13 protein-coding genes are annotated in these 15,810 nt (G+C 51.3%); 9 read left to right on the forward strand and 4 right to left on the reverse strand.

Annotated features, from left to right (window positions below):
• The first annotated feature begins 51 nt into the window (after nucleotides 1-51).
• Nucleotides 52-960, forward strand: a complete 909-nt coding sequence (gene galU, locus ACMWL8_RS01375; RefSeq protein ID WP_028013435.1) for a UTP--glucose-1-phosphate uridylyltransferase GalU — start codon at nucleotides 52-54, stop codon at nucleotides 958-960.
• Nucleotides 961-1,158: 198 nt separating this feature from the next.
• Here the strand turns inward: galU and hns are convergent, their stop codons facing one another.
• On the reverse strand, nucleotides 1,159-1,572 hold the full coding sequence (gene hns, locus ACMWL8_RS01380; protein WP_028013434.1) for a histone-like nucleoid-structuring protein H-NS: 414 nt from the start codon (nucleotides 1,570-1,572) through the stop codon (nucleotides 1,159-1,161).
• A gap of 548 nt (nucleotides 1,573-2,120) precedes the next feature.
• On the opposite strand from hns, the gene tdk reads away from it, so the two are divergent.
• Nucleotides 2,121-2,735, forward strand: coding sequence for a thymidine kinase (gene tdk / locus ACMWL8_RS01385; RefSeq protein ID WP_028013433.1), 615 nt, complete (start codon nucleotides 2,121-2,123; stop codon nucleotides 2,733-2,735).
• A 65-nt stretch (nucleotides 2,736-2,800) separates the two neighbouring features.
• On the opposite strand, the gene adhE is transcribed toward tdk, so the two are convergent.
• Nucleotides 2,801-5,479, reverse strand: a complete 2,679-nt coding sequence (adhE, locus tag ACMWL8_RS01390; protein ID WP_028013432.1) for a bifunctional acetaldehyde-CoA/alcohol dehydrogenase — start codon at nucleotides 5,477-5,479, stop codon at nucleotides 2,801-2,803.
• A gap of 478 nt (nucleotides 5,480-5,957) precedes the next feature.
• Between adhE and ACMWL8_RS01395 the strand changes: the two genes are divergently transcribed.
• The 7 genes from ACMWL8_RS01395 (at nucleotide 5,958) to ACMWL8_RS01425 (ending at nucleotide 13,846) form a co-directional block, all read left to right on the forward strand.
• Nucleotides 5,958-6,605: a YchE family NAAT transporter gene (locus ACMWL8_RS01395; RefSeq protein ID WP_041909604.1), complete on the forward strand. Its 648-nt coding sequence runs from the start codon at nucleotides 5,958-5,960 to the stop codon at nucleotides 6,603-6,605.
• A 771-nt stretch (nucleotides 6,606-7,376) separates the two neighbouring features.
• Nucleotides 7,377-9,008 carry an oligopeptide ABC transporter substrate-binding protein OppA gene (gene oppA / locus ACMWL8_RS01400; RefSeq protein WP_028013430.1) on the forward strand — a complete coding sequence of 544 codons (1,632 nt, stop codon included), beginning with the start codon at nucleotides 7,377-7,379 and terminating at the stop codon, nucleotides 9,006-9,008.
• 83 nt (nucleotides 9,009-9,091) lie between these two features.
• Nucleotides 9,092-10,012, forward strand: coding sequence for an oligopeptide ABC transporter permease OppB (gene oppB / locus ACMWL8_RS01405; protein ID WP_028013429.1), 921 nt, complete (start codon nucleotides 9,092-9,094; stop codon nucleotides 10,010-10,012).
• 14 nt (nucleotides 10,013-10,026) lie between these two features.
• Nucleotides 10,027-10,935, forward strand: coding sequence for an oligopeptide ABC transporter permease OppC (gene oppC / locus ACMWL8_RS01410; RefSeq protein ID WP_028013428.1), 909 nt, complete (start codon nucleotides 10,027-10,029; stop codon nucleotides 10,933-10,935).
• Nucleotides 10,936-10,946: 11 nt separating this feature from the next.
• The gene (locus tag ACMWL8_RS01415) at nucleotides 10,947-11,960 is read left to right on the forward strand and encodes an ABC transporter ATP-binding protein (RefSeq protein ID WP_028013427.1); all 1,014 of its coding nucleotides are present in this window, start codon (nucleotides 10,947-10,949) and stop codon (nucleotides 11,958-11,960) included.
• Nucleotides 11,957-12,961 (forward strand): murein tripeptide/oligopeptide ABC transporter ATP-binding protein OppF, encoded by a 1,005-nt coding sequence (gene oppF / locus ACMWL8_RS01420; RefSeq protein ID WP_041909608.1) that lies wholly within the window; start codon nucleotides 11,957-11,959, stop codon nucleotides 12,959-12,961. The genes ACMWL8_RS01415 and oppF overlap by 4 nt, the downstream gene beginning before the upstream one ends.
• Nucleotides 12,962-13,009: 48 nt before the next feature.
• Nucleotides 13,010-13,846 (forward strand): ion transporter, encoded by an 837-nt coding sequence (locus ACMWL8_RS01425; protein WP_045260682.1) that lies wholly within the window; start codon nucleotides 13,010-13,012, stop codon nucleotides 13,844-13,846.
• A gap of 31 nt (nucleotides 13,847-13,877) precedes the next feature.
• Here ACMWL8_RS01425 and ACMWL8_RS01430 read toward each other — a convergent pair whose 3' ends face one another.
• Together ACMWL8_RS01430 and cls are read right to left on the reverse strand one after the other, a co-directional pair.
• Nucleotides 13,878-14,207, reverse strand: a complete 330-nt coding sequence (locus ACMWL8_RS01430) for an HI1450 family dsDNA-mimic protein (RefSeq protein WP_006810881.1) — start codon at nucleotides 14,205-14,207, stop codon at nucleotides 13,878-13,880.
• Between the two features lie 33 nt (nucleotides 14,208-14,240).
• Nucleotides 14,241-15,701, reverse strand: a complete 1,461-nt coding sequence (gene cls / locus ACMWL8_RS01435; protein WP_028013424.1) for a cardiolipin synthase — start codon at nucleotides 15,699-15,701, stop codon at nucleotides 14,241-14,243.
• Between the last annotated feature and the right edge of the window lie 109 nt (nucleotides 15,702-15,810).

The following is a 15,810-nucleotide window of genomic DNA, read 5'->3' on the forward strand; positions in this document are numbered from 1 at the left end:
CGTTATTTATTGCATAAAAGTTCAAAACTTGAACAGCTCAGGAGAATTTGAATGGCTGCCCTAAATTCGAAAGTCAGAAAGGCCGTCATCCCGGTAGCGGGATTGGGGACCAGGATGTTACCAGCAACTAAGGCGATTCCTAAAGAGATGCTGCCACTGGTTGATAAGCCATTAATCCAGTATGTCGTTAATGAGTGTATCGCGGCCGGCATTACTGAAATTGTGCTGGTTACGCATTCATCTAAAAACTCTATCGAAAACCACTTCGATACAAGTTTTGAACTCGAAGCCATGCTGGAAAAACGCGTTAAGCGTCAGCTGTTAGAAGAAGTTCAGTCTATTTGCCCTCCGCACGTCACCATTATGCAGGTTCGTCAGGGGCTGGCTAAAGGTCTGGGCCACGCGGTTATGTGTGCACACCCGGTTGTGGGTGATGAGCCCGTCGCGGTTATTCTGCCTGACGTGATTCTGGATGAATACGAATCCGATCTTTCCCAGGACAACCTGGCTGAGATGATCCACCGCTTTGACGAAACGGGCTGCAGCCAGATTATGGTTGAGCCAGTTGAAGACGTGACCGCTTACGGTGTGGTTGACTGCAAGGGCGTGAACCTTGAGCCAGGCGAAAGCGTGCCAATGGTTGGTGTCGTAGAGAAGCCTAAAGCCGACGTAGCGCCGTCTAATCTTGCAGTGGTGGGTCGCTATGTCCTGAGTGCTGAAATCTGGCCTCTGCTGGCGAAAACGCCTCCAGGAGCAGGGGATGAAATCCAGCTGACGGATGCCATTGATATGCTGATCGAGAAAGAGACCGTTGAGGCTTACCACATGAAAGGTAAGAGCCATGACTGCGGTAATAAGCTCGGTTATATGCAGGCGTTCGTTGAATACGGCATTCGCCATAATACGCTGGGTGAAGAATTTAAAGGCTGGCTCAAAGAGAGTATGGGTATTAAGAAATAATCCAGGCGTAAATCTATGAAACCGGTGTGGCGCTGCCCACCGGTTTTTTTATGCCCATAAAACGCCATGATCAGCCTGTTTGTAAGCGAAACTAAATAGCCGAATAACGCTTTATGACGGAGTGTAAGAGGATGTTAGTGATAAATTGCGGGCAAAAAAAATCCCACCAGAGGCGGGATTTTTCTGAATTCGGCTTGATTAATCCTTGATCAGGAAGTCATCCAGCTGTTTACCTTGCTCATCCATAGCTTTCTTGATTACAGCAGGAGTACGGCCCTGGCCGGTCCAGGTTTTAGTTTCGCCGTTCTCATCTACATAGCTATATTTAGCAGGACGGGCAGCGCGTTTTGCTTTGGTACCGGTTTTTGCAGCAGCAATGCTGTTCAGCAATTCATTTGGATCGATACCATCAGCAATCAGCATTTCACGATATTGCTGCAGTTTACGCGTACGCTCTTCGATTTCAGCTGCAGCAGCGCTTTCTTCTTCGCGACGTTCATTAACTACAACTTCTAATTTTTCCAGCATTTCTTCGAGCGTTTCAAGGGTACATTCTCTTGCCTGCGCACGAAGAGTACGGATGTTGTTCAGAATTTTAAGTGCTTCGCTCATTGTAGTAATCTCAAACTTATAATGGGGGGTGGTTTGTTGACCTAATAATAGAGCCATAAATTCAGATGTGCAATAGCCAGGAATGTAAGGAATTCAAAAAATACTAAATAAAGCCGCTATTATTAATTACGCTAACTTAAATTTCCTCTTTGGCAGTCTCGCTTGTTATCACGATAACCTGCTTAACCCCGCCGCTTGCATCTTTTTTTTGTGACATTTGCCGCAGGAATTATAGTTGCGGCGGATAAATATCAGCCTTTTGTATTTGTTCCAGGCGACGGTGTTAAGGCAGGAATAGTTAATAAATAGTGAATTTTAATGAACGCAGATTCCACTATAAAAAGAAGTGTTATGTTTGGTTAACCATATAACCTATTCACCAGCATGACCGTCATTACTCTCTGTTTTAGCGGATTATTTTTGCGAAAAGAGGGCGTTTTACACCTTTCAGCACGGCATCGTTTGTGCGGCGTGTCGCTGATGACCAGACAAAATATGGTACAATGAATCATCGGGAATATTACACATTGATTAGGGTTTTACGGCCAATGGCACAACTTTATTTCTACTATTCGGCAATGAATGCCGGGAAATCCACCGCACTGCTGCAATCCTCATACAATTACCAGGAGCGAGGAATGCGTACCGTTGTTTATACCGCTGAAATTGACGATCGCTTCGGTGCAGGGAAGGTGAGTTCCAGAATAGGCCTCTCTTCGCCAGCCAGGCTGTTTAACCCGCAAACTGACCTGCTGGAGGATATCCGCGCTGCGCATGCGTCAGAGCCCATTCACTGCGTGCTGGTTGATGAGAGCCAGTTCCTGACGCGTGAACAGGTGCACGCGCTCTCTGAAGTGGTTGATGAGCTCGATATCCCCGTTCTGTGCTACGGTCTGCGTACGGACTTCCGCGGGGAGCTGTTTGCCGGAAGCCAGTATTTGCTTGCCTGGTCAGATAAGCTGGTTGAACTAAAAACTATCTGTTTCTGCGGACGCAAGGCCAGCATGGTGCTTCGTCTCGACCAGGCTGGAAAACCTTATGCGGACGGTGAGCAGGTGGTGATTGGTGGCAATGAACGCTATGTGTCGGTCTGTCGTAAGCATTATAAGGAAGCGTTGTCCGTAGGCTCGCTGACGGCGATCCAGCACGACAACAGAAAATAATATCCGCCGCTATTCAGACATAAAAAAACCCGCCATACAGGCGGGTTTTTTCCTCAGGCTGTCAGTTAAGCGCTTTTCTTCGCTTTCTTGTCAGCTTTAATGACAGGAGCTTCTGTTTTCACAGCTGCAACGTCACCTTCTTTGAACTCTCGACCGTAGTAGGTATCCAGCAGAATCTGTTTCAGCTCGGAGATCAGTGGGTAGCGCGGGTTAGCACCAGTACACTGGTCATCGAAGGCATCTTCAGACAGCTTGTCTACGTGAGCGAGGAAGTCAGCTTCCTGAACGCCTGCTTCACGGATAGATTTAGGAATACCCAGTTCAGCTTTCAGGCTTTCCAGCCATGCCAGCAGTTTCTCAATCTTCGCAGCAGTACGGTCGCCCGGTGCGCTCAGACCAAGGTGGTCAGCGATTTCAGCATAACGACGGCGCGCTTGCGGACGGTCATACTGGCTGAACGCAGTCTGCTTGGTTGGGTTGTCGTTGGCGTTATAGCGGATAACGTTGCTGATCAACAGGGCGTTCGCCAGACCGTGAGGAATGTGGAACTGTGAACCCAGCTTGTGCGCCATAGAGTGGCAAACACCCAGGAAGGCGTTCGCAAACGCGATACCGGCGATGGTTGCTGCACTGTGGACACGTTCACGTGCTACAGGGTTTTTAGAACCTTCGTTGTAGGACGCTGGCAGGTTTTCTTTCAGCAGTTTCAGAGCCTGCAGAGCCTGACCGTCAGAGAACTCAGACGCCAGTACAGAAACGTAGGCTTCCAGCGCGTGAGTCACGGCATCCAGACCACCGAACGCACACAGAGACTTCGGCATTTCCATTACCAGGTTGGCATCAACGATAGCCATATCTGGCGTCAGCGCGTAGTCAGCCAGCGGGTATTTCTGACCTGTTGCGTCATCTGTTACTACCGCGAATGGCGTCACTTCTGAGCCGGTACCGGAAGTAGTGGTGACGGCGATCATTTTCGCTTTCACGCCCATTTTCGGGAACTTGTAGATACGTTTACGGATGTCCATAAAGCGCAGCGCCAGCTCTTCGAAGTGGGTTTCCGGATGTTCGTACATAACCCACATGATTTTCGCGGCGTCCATTGGGGAACCACCACCCAGTGCGATAATCACATCTGGTTTGAAGGAGTTCGCCAGTTCAGCACCCTTGCGTACAACGCTCAGGGTTGGGTCAGCTTCAACTTCGAAGAACACTTCAGTTTCGACGCCAGCCGCTTTCAGCACAGAGGTGATCTGGTCAGCGTAGCCGTTGTTGAACAGGAAACGGTCAGTCACGATGAGCGCACGTTTGTGGCCATCAGTAATCACTTCATCCAGCGCGATTGGCAGAGAGCCACGGCGGAAGTAGATAGATTTCGGAAGTTTGTGCCACAACATGTTTTCAGCTCGCTTAGCAACGGTTTTCTTGTTGATCAGGTGTTTTGGACCAACGTTTTCAGAGATGGAGTTACCACCCCAGGAACCACAACCCAGAGTCAGGGAAGGTGCGAGTTTGAAGTTATACAGGTCACCGATACCACCCTGAGAAGCAGGGGTGTTAATCAGGATACGAGCAGTTTTCATCATCTGACCGAAGTGGGCAACACGCTCTGGCTGGTTATCCTGGTCGGTGTACAGACATGAGGTATGACCGATACCGCCCATGGCAACCAGCTTCTCGGCTTTTTCTACCGCGTCTTCGAAATCTTTCGCACGGTACATAGCAAGCGTAGGAGACAGTTTTTCGTGAGCAAACGGCTCGCTTTCGTCAACAACTTTAACTTCACCGATCAGGATCTTGGTGGTCGCCGGAACGGTAAAGCCTGCGAGTTCAGCAATTTTATAGGCTGGCTGACCTACGATAGCAGCGTTCAGCGCGCCATTTTTCAGGATGATGTCCTGAACCGCTTTCAGCTCTTTGCCCTGCAGCAGGTAGCCGCCGTGGCTGGCGAAACGCTCGCGTACTGCGTCGTACACGGAATCAACAACAACTACAGACTGTTCAGATGCACAGATAACGCCGTTATCGAAGGTTTTAGACATCAGCACAGACGCAACAGCACGTTTGATGTCAGCGGTTTCATCGATAACAACGGGGGTGTTACCTGCGCCTACACCAATTGCTGGTTTACCGGAGCTGTATGCTGCTTTAACCATACCAGGACCACCGGTCGCCAGAATCAGGTTAATGTCCGGGTGATGCATCAGCGCGTTAGACAGTTCAACAGAAGGTTGGTCGATCCAGCCAATCAGATCTTTTGGTGCGCCCGCAGCAATTGCTGCTTGCAGAACGATGTCTGCTGCTTTATTTGTTGCGTCTTTCGCACGTGGATGTGGAGAGAAGATGATTGCGTTACGGGTCTTCAGGCTGATCAGCGATTTGAAGATAGCCGTTGAGGTAGGGTTAGTCGTTGGAACAATACCGCAAATGATGCCGATAGGTTCGGCGATGGTGATCGTCCCGAAGGTGTCGTCTTCAGACAGAACGCCACAGGTTTTCTCATCTTTATAGGCGTTGTAGATATACTCAGAAGCAAAGTGGTTTTTGATCACTTTATCTTCAACGATACCCATGCCAGATTCGGCAACGGCCATTTTAGCGAGAGGGATTCGAGCATCTGCAGCAGCCAGAGCGGCCGCGCGGAAGATTTTATCAACCTGTTCTTGGGTGAAATTGGCATATTCACGCTGGGCTTTTTTAACGCGCTCGACGAGGGCGTTCAGTTCAGCGATATTAGTAACAGCCATAATGCTCTCCTGATAATGTTTAAACTCTTTTAGTAAACCAGCGCTCGATACGTCAGACAGTATAGACAGTGCCAATACGACTTGCGTTACATAAAGTAAAACAAAGGGTTACTTTATGCTCCAGTACACTAATTTACTAAAAGAGCCTTACCTTAGCATCATTCCTTTTTGTCAGGTGACCTCCCTGGGGGCGTAATCAAGATTACTCACTTCTGAGTACGGAAATCATGATCTGCATCAATTTTCCACCAAGCTGATACCTTTCAGCAGGGTTATTTAATGGATATATGTCCACTGTTAATTAATTAAGTAACTATTGGAAGTGACGCTATCATTGTCTCAACATATGTTTAACATTCTGAAATGCTAACGTTTTGGCACAGATTTCTGGTGAAGTATGCTAATAAAAAGCGTATCTTCAGCGCGATTTTTCCTAACAATGTAACTGTCCCGGGCATGCGCAAAAGCGGAGCAAAACGTGATCCAAACGCTCTTTGATTTTCCAACGTATTTCAAATTTTTTATTGGTCTGTTTGCCCTGGTCAACCCGGTGGGGATCATTCCTGTCTTCATTAGTATGACCAGTTACCAGACGGCGGCGGCCCGGAACAAAACCAATCTTACCGCTAACCTGTCTGTGGCAATCATTTTGCTCACCTCGCTTTTCCTGGGTGATGCCATTCTCCAGCTCTTTGGCATCTCGATTGACTCCTTCCGCATTGCGGGCGGGATCCTGGTGGTGACCATTGCCATGTCCATGATCAGCGGTAAGCTGGGTGAGGATAAGCAGAACAAGCAGGAAAAGTCAGAAACCGCCATCCGCGAAAGTATCGGCGTGGTTCCGCTGGCATTGCCCCTCATGGCCGGGCCGGGTGCCATCAGTTCAACCATTGTTTGGGGCACGCGTTACCATAGCCTCATGCATTTGATTGGTTTTTCTGTCGCGATTGCCGTTTTCGCGCTCTGTTGCTGGGGCGTATTCCGCATGGCGCCGTTGCTGGTACGCCTGCTGGGGCAGACCGGCATCAACGTTATTACGCGTATCATGGGGCTGCTGTTAATGGCACTCGGGATCGAGTTCATTGTCACGGGTATTAAAAGCATTTTCCCCGGCTTGTTACATTGATATTTCATACGAAAGAACGGCGCTTCGGCGCCGTTTTTTTTGTATCAATATCAGCAAATCATATAAATAAAGTTGAAAAGCTTACCTGTCATAATAAATTCTACTAATAATGTTCATCTCATATATTTCATAGAGTTATGAATTCATCTCAAGCCTGCCTGCACAGAAAATCTTCGAACGCACTGTTATTTTACTCACACGATAGTCTTGGGCTTGCTGCGGGATAACCGAAATGATATTAGTAATTTCAACATTTCGTTAGATGAATGTGCTAAATAATAATCAATTGTTAAATTTTCGTACAAAACTACCCGATGATAATGCAGCGACGCGCCTGAAGGGAATATCTTCCATATTGGTTTGAATTTTAAGTGTTTTTTAGGATGATTAACGTATGGAAGGGCTGGGCAGGACGATACGACCTGGGCCGTAAAAGAGAATTGCTTAACAAATTTGCAAAATGTATTGGCGCGTGTTTACGCCATTTGATACTTTCCGGCCTACTATTTTGCAGCCTAAAACAAGTAGATGAGAATTATTTTCATATAATCCTCTTCTCAGATATCCAGCACAGGTCTCAAACAGGGGAGGCCTGGCAAGAATCGACGCAAGACGGCCATACGAGCGGTCAGTAATAAAAAAGTCGGTGATAGCAAGCAGTAAAAAAAGAACCTGACAGCAGCAAAAAAAACTCCTGCGCTGTACAGGCCCCAACAGGGGATTAGACAGCTGGCGAAAGCCAGTAATTATAATGAGTGGAGTACCAACACAATGTCCATCATCACAAAAAAAAATCTGGTAGCGGCGGGGATTTTAACTGCGCTAATCGCGGGAAACGCTGCAATGGCTGCGGACGTTCCTGCTGGTGTTCAGCTGGCGGAAAAACAGACGCTGGTGCGTAACAACGGTGCGGAAGTGCAGTCTCTCGATCCGCATAAAATTGAAGGCGTTCCTGAGTCAAACGTTAACCGCGACCTGTTCGAAGGTCTGCTGGTGACTGACGTAGACGGCCACCCGGCACCGGGTGTGGCAGAAAAGTGGGAAAACAAAGATTTCAAAGTCTGGACCTTCCATCTGCGTAAAGATGCCAAATGGTCCGACGGTACACCGGTTACCGCCGAAGATTTCGTGTATAGCTGGCAGCGCCTGGCGAATCCAAATACCGCCTCTCCGTATGCGAGCTATCTGCAGTATGGCCACATCGCCAATATCGATGACATCATCGCCGGTAAAAAGCCGGTCACCGACCTGGGCGTGAAGGCGATCGATGCTAATACCTTTGAAGTGACGTTGAGCGAACCTGTTCCGTACTTCTATAAGCTGCTGGTTCACCCGTCCGTCTCGCCGGTACCAAAATCCGCCGTGGAAAAATTTGGTGAAAAATGGACGCAGCCTGCCAATATCGTGACCAACGGCGCCTATAAGCTGAAAGACTGGGTGGTCAACGAACGTATGGTGCTGGAGCGTAACCCTCAGTACTGGGATAACGCGAAGACCGTGATTAATCAGGTCACCTACCTGCCAATCTCTTCCGAAGTGACCGACGTTAACCGCTACCGCAGCGGTGAAATCGACATGACCTATAACAACATGCCGATTGAACTGTTCCAGAAGCTGAAGAAAGAGATCCCGAAAGAAGTTCACGTCGATCCATATCTGTGCACCTATTATTACGAAATCAACAACCAGAAAGCACCGTTCACCGACGTGCGCGTTCGTACCGCGCTGAAGCTGGCACTGGATCGCGATATCATCGTGAACAAAGTGAAAAACCAGGGCGATCTGCCGGCGTACAGCTACACGCCTCCGTATACCGATGGGATGAAACTGGTTGAGCCTGAGTGGTTCAAATGGTCGCAGGAAAAACGTAACGAAGAAGCGAAAAAACTGCTGGCTGAAGCAGGATACACCGCAGACAAGCCGCTGACGTTCAACCTGCTGTATAACACATCAGATCTGCATAAAAAACTGGCGATTGCCGTCGCGTCTATCTGGAAGAAAAACCTGGGCGTGAACGTTAAGCTGGAAAACCAGGAGTGGAAAACCTTCCTCGATACGCGTCATCAGGGGACCTTCGACGTGGCGCGTGCGGGCTGGTGTGCGGACTATAACGAACCGACATCATTCCTGAACACCATGCTCAGCGACAGTTCAAACAACACGGCGCACTATAAGAGCCCGGCGTTTGACAAGATCATCGCTGAAACCCTGAAAGTGTCTGACGATGCGCAGCGCGCAGAGCTGTACGCGAAATCAGAAGAACAGCTCGATAAAGACTCTGCAATTGTACCGGTTTACTACTACGTTAACGCCCGTCTGGTGAAACCGTGGGTAGGGGGTTATACCGGTAAAGACCCGTTGGATAATATTTCCGTTAAGAATCTTTATATTATCAAGCATTAATGGCAATACGTGGGGCGAGCCTGGCTTGCCCCACTGTGTCTACTTTGTAACATTCATCAGGCACACGCCAGAAGGTACGGGCAATGTTGAAATTTATCCTGCGTCGCTGTTTAGAAGCGATACCAACGTTATTTATTCTAATTACGATTTCCTTCTTTATGATGCGTCTCGCGCCGGGAAGTCCATTTACCGGTGAACGTACGTTGCCGCCAGAAGTCATGGCCAACATCGAAGCGAAGTATCACTTAAACGATCCCATCACCACCCAATACTTCAATTATCTGAAGCAGCTGGCGCACGGTGATTTTGGACCGTCATTTAAATATAAAGACTATTCCGTTAACGATCTGGTGGCCTCCAGCTTCCCGGTCTCGGCAAAACTGGGTGCTGCAGCATTCATTCTGGCCGTCGTTCTCGGGGTCACTGCAGGCGTTATCGCCGCGCTCAGACAAAATACCAAATGGGATTATGCCGTAATGGGGGTGGCAATGACCGGGGTAGTCATACCCAGCTTCGTTGTCGCGCCATTGCTGGTGATGATATTTGCCATCACGCTGAAATGGCTGCCCGGGGGCGGCTGGAACGGCGGGGCATTGAAGTTCATGATTTTGCCGATGGTGGCATTATCGCTGGCCTACATCGCCAGTATCGCGCGTATTACCCGTGGTTCAATGATCGAAGTGCTGCACTCAAACTTCATCCGCACCGCGCGCGCGAAAGGGCTGCCGATGCGCCGGATCATCTTCCGCCACGCGCTTAAGCCGGCGCTGCTGCCTGTGCTCTCCTATATGGGACCGGCATTCGTCGGCATCATTACGGGTTCAATGGTTATCGAAACAATTTACGGCCTGCCGGGTATTGGTCAACTGTTCGTAAACGGGGCGCTTAACCGTGACTACTCGCTCGTTCTGAGCCTCACGATCCTCGTGGGCGCACTGACCATTCTCTTTAACGCCGTTGTCGATGTGCTTTATGCCGTTATCGACCCGAAAATTCGTTACTAACGCTGGAGCACGCCATGATGTTGAGTAAGAAAAACAGCGAGGCGCTGGAAAACTTCAGTGAAAAACTGGAAGTAGAAGGTCGTAGCCTCTGGCAGGACGCGCGCCGTCGCTTTATGCATAACCGTGCGGCGGTCGCCAGCCTGGTTGTGCTGGTGATCATCGCGCTGTTTGTCACCCTGGCGCCGATGCTGTCGCAATTTACCTATTTCGATACGGACTGGGGCATGATGTCCAGCGCGCCTGATATGGAGTCCGGCCACTATTTCGGCACCGATTCATCCGGCCGTGATTTGCTGGTGCGCGTGGCGATTGGTGGCCGTATTTCCCTGATGGTCGGTATCGCCGCCGCGCTGGTGGCGGTGATCGTGGGGACGCTTTACGGCGCGCTTTCCGGCTACCTTGGCGGCAAAGTAGACTCGGTGATGATGCGTCTCCTGGAAATCCTGAACTCCTTCCCGTTTATGTTCTTCGTGATTTTGCTGGTGACATTCTTCGGCCAGAACATCCTGTTGATCTTCGTGGCCATCGGGATGGTTTCCTGGCTGGATATGGCGCGTATCGTGCGCGGCCAGACGCTGAGCCTCAAACGCAAAGAGTTTATCGAAGCGGCGCAGGTAGGGGGGGTATCAACCAGTAATATCGTGGTTCGCCATATCGTGCCTAACGTGCTGGGCGTGGTGGTGGTCTATGCCTCACTGCTGGTGCCAAGCATGATTCTGTTTGAATCCTTCCTCAGCTTCCTGGGGCTGGGCACGCAGGAGCCACTGAGCAGCTGGGGCGCGCTGCTGAGCGACGGCGCAAACTCGATGGAAGTTTCACCGTGGCTGCTGCTTTATCCGGCGGGTTTCCTGGTCGTTACCCTGTTTTGTTTTAACTTTATCGGCGATGGCCTGCGTGATGCCCTCGACCCGAAAGACCGTTAAGGAGCGCCGTCATGACAATTATTGAAACGGCCACCGCGCCACAGGCGCAGCAGCAGAGTAATCTACTGCTGGATGTTAAAGACCTCCGCGTGACCTTTAAAACCCCGGACGGCGATGTTACTGCGGTCAACGATCTCAACTTTAACCTGAGCAAAGGGGAAACGCTGGGGATCGTGGGTGAATCCGGCTCTGGAAAATCCCAGACGGCTTTTGCGTTAATGGGCCTGCTGGCCGCTAACGGCGTTATTGGCGGTTCGGCGAAATTCAACGGTCGCGAAATTCTTAACCTGCCGGAGCTCGAGCTGAACAAGCTTCGCGCCGAACAGATCTCAATGATTTTCCAGGATCCGATGACCTCCCTGAACCCGTATATGCGCGTCGGTGAGCAGCTGATGGAAGTCCTGATGCTGCACAAAGGTCTGGGCAAAGCGGAAGCTTTTGAGGAATCCGTTAAAATGCTGGATGCGGTAAAAATGCCGGAAGCACGCAAGCGCATGCGCATGTTCCCGCACGAGTTCTCTGGTGGTATGCGTCAGCGCGTAATGATTGCCATGGCGCTGCTGTGCCGGCCAAAACTGCTGATTGCCGATGAACCGACTACCGCGCTGGACGTCACCGTGCAGGCGCAAATCATGACCCTGCTGAACGAGCTTAAGCGTGAGTTCAACACGGCGATTATCATGATCACCCACGATCTGGGCGTGGTTGCCGGTATCTGTGACAAAGTGCTTGTGATGTACGCCGGGCGCACCATGGAATACGGCAAAGCGCGCGACGTATTCTATCAGCCAGCCCATCCGTACTCGATTGGCCTGCTGAACGCGGTGCCGCGTCTTGATGCGGAAGGGGAGTCCCTGCTCACCATTCCGGGCAACCCGCCAAACCTGCTGCGACTGCCGAAAGGCTGTCCGTTCCAGCCGCGCTGCCCGCACGCGATGGAAATCTGTAACAGCGCGCCGCCGCTGGAAGAATTTGCCCCAGGCCGTCTGCGCGCCTGCTTTAAGCCGCAGGAGGAGCTGGTATGAACGCAGTAGATGAAAAACGCAACGTGCTGCTCGAAATCGCCGACCTCAAGGTGCATTTCGACATCAAAGATGGCAAGCAGTGGTTCTGGCAGCCGCCGAAGACCCTGAAAGCGGTAGATGGCGTCACCTTGCGTCTGTACGAGGGGGAAACCCTGGGCGTGGTGGGCGAATCCGGCTGCGGTAAATCCACCTTTGCGCGTGCGATTATCGGTCTGGTGAAAGCCACCGGCGGCAAAGTGGCCTGGCTGGGCAAAGATCTGCTGGGCATGAAGCCTGACGAGTGGCGCGACGTGCGCAGCGATATCCAGATGATTTTCCAGGATCCGCTGGCCTCATTAAACCCGCGTATGACCATCGGTGAGATTATCGCCGAACCGCTGCGCACCTATCATCCAAAGATGCCGCGTCAGGAAGTCCGCGACCGCGTGAAGGCGATGATGCTCAAAGTCGGGTTGTTGCCTAACCTCATTAACCGTTACCCGCATGAATTTTCAGGCGGCCAGTGTCAGCGTATTGGCATTGCGCGTGCGCTTATCCTTGAGCCGAAACTGATTATTTGTGATGAACCGGTCTCCGCGCTGGACGTGTCGATTCAGGCGCAGGTGGTTAACCTGCTTCAGAAACTACAGCGCGAAATGGGGCTGTCGCTAATCTTCATTGCGCACGACCTGGCGGTGGTAAAACACATCTCCGACCGCGTGCTGGTGATGTATCTGGGCCATGCCGTGGAACTGGGAACCTATGACGAGGTGTACCATAACCCGCTGCACCCTTATACCAAAGCGCTGATGTCGGCTGTGCCGATCCCCGATCCGGATCTGGAAAAGAATAAAACGATTCAGCTTCTGGAAGGGGAATTGCCGTCGCCGATCAATCCGCCGTCGGGCTGCGTGTTCCGCACGCGATGCCCAATGGCCGGGCCGGAATGCGCGAAAACGCGACCGGTGCTGGAGGGCAGTTTCCGACATGCGGTTTCCTGCCTGAAAGTAGACCCGCTATAATCGCAAGGGCTGACATGATGTCAGCCCTTATTTTTTTGCGAGGTTACCGTGTCGCGTTTATTCACTTCAGCCCGTCGGCGGCTCTATCATCTTTTATTCGATCCTGAAACGGTATCGGGACGCCGTTTTGAAGGTCTGTGTGCGCTGTTTGCGCTATTGAGCGTAGTGGTCATCTTTATTGAATCGGGTGTGGGGACGCAATATCACCTGACATTTGAGGAATGGCATGCGTTTGTCTGGCTGGAACTTATTATTACCCTGGTCTTTACCGCTGAGTATATTCTGCGTGTTGTTTGCTGGCCCAACCCGGCAAAGTACGTCTTTAGCTTCTGGGGCTTTATTGATTTAGCGACGATCCTGCCGCTCTATGTGATGTGGCTGTGGCCGGAGATCAGCCTCAACTATGTTTTCGCCTGGCGAGCGATGCGCGTTATTCGGGTCTTGCGTATTCTGAAGTTACTGCGCTTTATGCCGTCGCTGCGCGTATTCTGGAGTGCGATCGTCAGCGCACGCCATCAGCTTATTCTGTTCTATTCGTTTATTGCCATCGTCATGATTGTTTTTGGCGCGCTGATGTATTTGATCGAAGGGCCGAAATATGGCTTCACGACGCTCAACGCGTCCGTCTACTGGGCGATAGTGACCGTTACGACCGTGGGGTATGGCGATATAACGCCCCATACGCCGCTGGGACGTATTGTGGCATCCGTGCTGATTCTGATTGGGTATTCGGTAATTGCCATTCCGACGGGGCTTATTACCACGCACATGAGCAGCGCGTTTCAGAACCATAAACAGCGGCGCAAATGTCCGAACTGCCACCAGGCCGATCATGAACACAGCGCGCGGTTTTGCAACCGCTGCGGAAGCGCGTTACCGGATTAAATAAAAAAGGCTGCTATCGCAGCCTTTTTTATTATTCGCGCCAGAGTATGTGGCACAGCTTGTGGTCTTTCTCACGACACAGCAGGACGCGCGCAAAAATGTCGTTAATTTCACCGCCGTCTTCATCAGCCAGCCCAATAACCACTTCGGCAAAGAAGTCAGGGTTCAGGTCGAAATCTACATGTTCGGCCCAGTCCTCTGAAGGGTCGAACAATTCGGCACCGCCGCGCTCTTCGAACTGCAGATTAAAGAGGATCACGTCTGCGGGATCGAGGTTATCAACCGCCAGTTCGAGAAAAATGTCATAGGCCTGCTCGAGCGTTTCGTCTTCGGTCAGGCGATTGTTCAGATCCATTTCCATGATGACTACCTGTTTAACATCGTTGGGCACGTTTTACAGCAACGGACTAAAGAAGTAAAACAGTCGTTCAGCTATTCGCTGCCATAACGGACGTTTTACCCACAGCCTGGCATCCAGCAGCCGCGAGCGGGAGATATAGTCATCCTGAACCGCCGCCAGGTCACCGCCAAAGCCGGCGTCATCAATCACCAGGGTGATTTCAAAGTTTAGCCACAGGCTGCGCATATCAAGGTTAACCGTGCCCACCAGGCTTAATTCGCCGTCGACCAGCACGCTCTTGGTGTGCAGGAGACCGCCTTCAAACTGGTAAATTTTCACCCCGGCGGCAAGCAGTTCGCTAAAGAAGGCACGGCTGGCCCAGCCCACCAGAAGGGAGTCATTTTTGCGGGGCAGAATGATACTGACATCGACGCCGCGCTGCGCTGCGGTACAAATCGCGTGCAGCAGATCATCGCTGGGGACAAAGTAGGGCGTCGTCATGATCAGATATTCACGCGCGGAGTAGGTTGCCGTCAGCAGCGCCTGGTGAATCAAGTCCTCCGGGAAGCCTGGTCCGGAGGCGATAGTATGAATTGTATGACCGCTGGCCTCTTCAAACGGCATAATATTGCCATCCGGCGGTGGCGGCAGGATACGCTTGCCGGTCTCTATCTCCCAGTCGCAGGAGTAAACGATGCCCATCGAGGTGGCAATCGGCCCCTCCATTCGCGCCATCAGATCCACCCATTGCCCGACGCCGGAGTCCTGTTTAAAGAAGCGCGGGTCAACCATGTTCATACTGCCGGTGTAGGCAATATAGTTATCGATCATGACCATTTTACGGTGCTGGCGAAGGTCCATCCGGCGCAGAAACACGCGCAGGAGATTCACCTTCAGTGCCTCAACCACCTCGATACCGGCGTTACGCATCATGCCCGCCCAGGGGCTACGGAAAAATGCCACGCTGCCCGCGGAGTCCAGCATCAGACGGCAGTGGATCCCCCTGCGTGCAGCCGCCATCAGGGATTCAGCGACCTGGTCAGCCATGCCGCCGGGCTGCCAGATATAAAACACCATCTCAATATTATGGCGAGCCAGCTGAATATCGCGGATTAACGCCTGCATGACATCATCGGACGACGTCAGAAGCTGGAGCTGATTGCCCTTAACGCCGCCAATCCCCTGGCGGCGCTCGCAGAGCTTAAACAGCGAGGAGGCGACGCTGCTGTTCTCCTCGGCAAAGATATGCTTACAGGCTTTGAGATCGTTAAGCCACTTCGCGGTGGAAGGCCACATTGCGCGCGCCCGCTCGGCACGGCGCTTACCCAGATGAAGCTCACCGAAAGAGAGATAGGCAATAATTCCCACCAGTGGGAGGATATAAATGATCAGAAGCCAGGCCATGGCAGAGGGTACGGCTCTGCGCTTCATCAGGATGCGTAACGTCACACCCGCGATTAACAGCCAGTATCCCAGAATGACCAGCCAACTCACCACGGTGTAGAAGGTTGTCATAGATAAAAAAATCCTTTTGAAAGCGTATTGTTATGAGTGTACGCATCAGGATTCATCTGGCAAATAAAAACGCCAGGTAAAAGCGCTGGTTTGCTGCCGGGTTGGGTTT

Origin of the sequence: Enterobacter sp. 04-C-12-SI-ECC (genome assembly GCF_047530715.1) — a bacterium.
GTDB classification, from domain to species: Bacteria; Pseudomonadota; Gammaproteobacteria; order Enterobacterales; family Enterobacteriaceae; genus Enterobacter; species Enterobacter bugandensis.

Bases quoted from the DNA above. Each gene is read 5' to 3' on its own strand.
- galU (WP_028013435.1), top strand. From the start codon at position 52: ATGGCTGCCCTAAATTCGAAAGTCAGAAAGGCCGTCATCCCGGTAGCG.
- hns (WP_028013434.1), bottom strand. From the start codon at position 1,572: ATGAGCGAAGCACTTAAAATTCTGAACAACATCCGTACTCTTCGTGCG.
- tdk (WP_028013433.1), top strand. From the start codon at position 2,121: ATGGCACAACTTTATTTCTACTATTCGGCAATGAATGCCGGGAAATCC.
- adhE (WP_028013432.1), bottom strand. From the start codon at position 5,479: ATGGCTGTTACTAATATCGCTGAACTGAACGCCCTCGTCGAGCGCGTT.
- oppA (WP_028013430.1), top strand. From the start codon at position 7,377: ATGTCCATCATCACAAAAAAAAATCTGGTAGCGGCGGGGATTTTAACT.
- oppB (WP_028013429.1), top strand. From the start codon at position 9,092: ATGTTGAAATTTATCCTGCGTCGCTGTTTAGAAGCGATACCAACGTTA.
- oppC (WP_028013428.1), top strand. From the start codon at position 10,027: ATGATGTTGAGTAAGAAAAACAGCGAGGCGCTGGAAAACTTCAGTGAA.
- ACMWL8_RS01415 (WP_028013427.1), top strand. From the start codon at position 10,947: ATGACAATTATTGAAACGGCCACCGCGCCACAGGCGCAGCAGCAGAGT.
- oppF (WP_041909608.1), top strand. From the start codon at position 11,957: ATGAACGCAGTAGATGAAAAACGCAACGTGCTGCTCGAAATCGCCGAC.
- ACMWL8_RS01430 (WP_006810881.1), bottom strand. From the start codon at position 14,207: ATGGAAATGGATCTGAACAATCGCCTGACCGAAGACGAAACGCTCGAG.
- cls (WP_028013424.1), bottom strand. From the start codon at position 15,701: ATGACAACCTTCTACACCGTGGTGAGTTGGCTGGTCATTCTGGGATAC.